This is a genomic window from Rhodococcus sp. (in: high G+C Gram-positive bacteria), from assembly GCF_049591685.1.
In the GTDB taxonomy this organism is placed as follows: domain Bacteria; phylum Actinomycetota; class Actinomycetes; order Mycobacteriales; family Mycobacteriaceae; genus Rhodococcoides.
In genome coordinates this window covers 1-2,451 of record NZ_JBAWFH010000491.1, presented here as the reverse complement: position 1 = coordinate 2,451, position 2,451 = coordinate 1, and the positions used below count along the sequence as shown (strand labels likewise).

The 2,451-nt window shown below is 68.0% G+C and carries 2 protein-coding genes; one reads left to right on the top strand and one right to left on the bottom strand.

The window, feature by feature from the left end:
* A partial coding sequence (locus tag WBQ44_RS20175) for a hypothetical protein (RefSeq protein ID WP_495568442.1) occupies window positions 1-425 on the bottom strand: 425 nt, incomplete at its 3' end.
* Window positions 426-561: 136 nt separating this feature from the next.
* On the opposite strand from WBQ44_RS20175, the gene WBQ44_RS20170 reads away from it, so the two are divergent.
* Window positions 562-2,451: primary-amine oxidase (locus tag WBQ44_RS20170; RefSeq protein ID WP_495568441.1), on the top strand; the 1,890-nt coding region annotated here is incomplete at its 3' end.

The window sequence follows — 2,451 nt, the reverse complement described above, 5'->3', positions numbered from 1 at the left end:
GTCCACGCCAGCAAGACAAGGAGCGCGGCGAGGGGGATGCCCCACTCTGCTGCGACCGTGCTCTGATGCATCCCGTGGTCCGGCGCACCTTCGAGTGCTGGCGATGCGACACCCCTGGACGCGCCCTGCAGCACCATCACCGCCATCAGCAGCGCACCGACCGACCGATGCGCGTCCTCACGGATGCTGGCGCGACCGCGGCGTCCGACAGTTCCGACCATCCCGACCACGAGGAGCAGAGCCGCCACCGGCAGCGCCCACGCCGTACCCCCAGGAAGCAGCAGGACGGCCATGCTTCCGGCCATGACCACGGATCCCGCACGCGCACGTCGCGACACGCGAGCACCGGCGGCCCAGCAGCAGATGGTCGCCGACACGACGCAGAGCAGCATCAGAGTGGCGAGCACGGGATGCATATGGGTCACCGACCCTTTATATGCAGCACTCCACCAGACGTGGTTACCGCCGTGAAGCGATGCGCGCGGGCAGTCAGCCCCCGTGCGCCATCGGGCAAGGCCCGGCCCCGAGGCGCCGCACACACTGGAACGAGGAGGCTCACCCATGTCACACCAGCACGCCCATTCGACCCACGACCACGCGCAGGGTAACGACGACCTCACCGCCCCGTCGACCCGGCACATCCCGGCCTCTCACCCGCTCGATCCGCTGACGGCTGACGAGATCGCGCGTGCACGGGAAGTCCTTGTGGCTGCGGGACTCCTCGGCGAGTCGGTGCGCGTGCCCATGCTTCTCCCCCATGAGCCGTCGAAGGAGGAGCTCACCGCATGGCGACCCGGCGATCCGGTCGATCGTCGCATCGAGGTCACTCTGATGGATGCCACCACCGGCGGTGTCGTCGAGGTGATCGTCTCCGTCAGCCGCGAGGAGGTGATCTCCCGTCGTACACACGACCCGTCCGTCGCGCCGTACGGGCAGCCGCAGTACCTGTTCGAGGAGTACGACCGGGCGGCCGAGATCGTCCGTGCCTCCCCGGAGTGGCAGGCGGCCATGGTGCGCCGCGGCCTGGCGGACCGGATGGAGCTCGCGTTCTGCTCCCCGCTCGCCCCCGGCTTTGTCGGGCGGGCGAACGAGGTGGGGCGTCGCATCATCCGGTCGCTCACCTTCCTCCGAGAGACCGAGGACGACATCGCCTGGGCCCACCCGGTCGAAGGGCTCATCGTCCATGTGGACCTCGTGGAGAACCGCGTCATCGGCATCGAGGATGAGGGCGACGTGCCTGTGCCGGCCGGCAGCGGCAAGTACACCCGGGACGGGGTGGGTCCGGCCCGCACGACGCTGAAACCCATCGAGATCATTCAGCCCGAAGGCCCCAGCTTCGCGGTGGCCGGCTCGCACGTGACGTGGGAGAACTGGTCGCTCCGGGTCGACTTCAACGCCCGCGAGGGCCTCGTGCTGCACGACATCCGATTCGACGACCGCTCCGTCCTCAGCCGTGCGAGCATCCCCGAGATGGTGGTCCCCTACGGCGACACGAGTCCGACCCGATTCTGGATCAGCTATTTCGACGCCGGCGAGTACCTCCTCGGCAAGAACGCGAATCACCTTGAACTCGGGTGCGACTGCCTCGGCGTGATCCACTACTTCGACGGGAATGTCGCGGACGACCACGGCCGCCCCGTCCGCATCCCGAACGCAGTGTGCATGCACGAGGAGGACTACGGCGTCCTGTGGAAGCACACCGAACCGGGCGTCGTCGGGTCACAGGTCCGACGTTCCCGACGCCTCGTCGTGTCGTACTTCTCCACGATCGGCAACTACGACTACGGCTTCTTCTGGTACTTCTACCTCGACGGTTCGATCCAGGTGGAGGCGAAGGCCACAGGCATCGTCTTCGCGGGCGGCGGGGTGCCCGGAACGACCAGCCGCCACGCCCCCGAAATCGCCCCCGGCGTGTTCGCCCCCGTACACCAACACCTTTTCAGCGCACGTCTCGACGTGGCGATCGACGGAGAGGACAATCGTCTCGTCGAGATCGACGCGGCTCGCATCCCGATGGGTGAGGGGAACCCGTTCGGCAACGCCTTCGGATGGACTGAGACCACCCTGCGCACGGAGCAGGAGGCGCAGCGCGAGGCGGACACGTCGGTCGCGCGGGTCTGGGAGGTGCGAAGCGCCTCCCAGACCAACTACCTCGGCAAACCCACCGCCTACCACCTCATCCCGGAGCCGACGGCACTCCTCATGGCCGACCCTGCCTCGACGGTCGCTGCTCGCGCCGCCTTCGCGACGAAGCACCTTTGGGGAACGGCGTACGACGCCGAGGAGCGGTGGCCGGCCGGCCGTTACCCGAATGCTCACGCAGGTGGTGCAGGCCTTCCCGCTTACACGGCTGACGACCGCTCGATCGACGGCGAAGACCTGGTGCTCTGGCACACGTTCGGACTCACCCACATCCCGCGACCCGAGGACTGGCCGATCATGCCTGTGGAC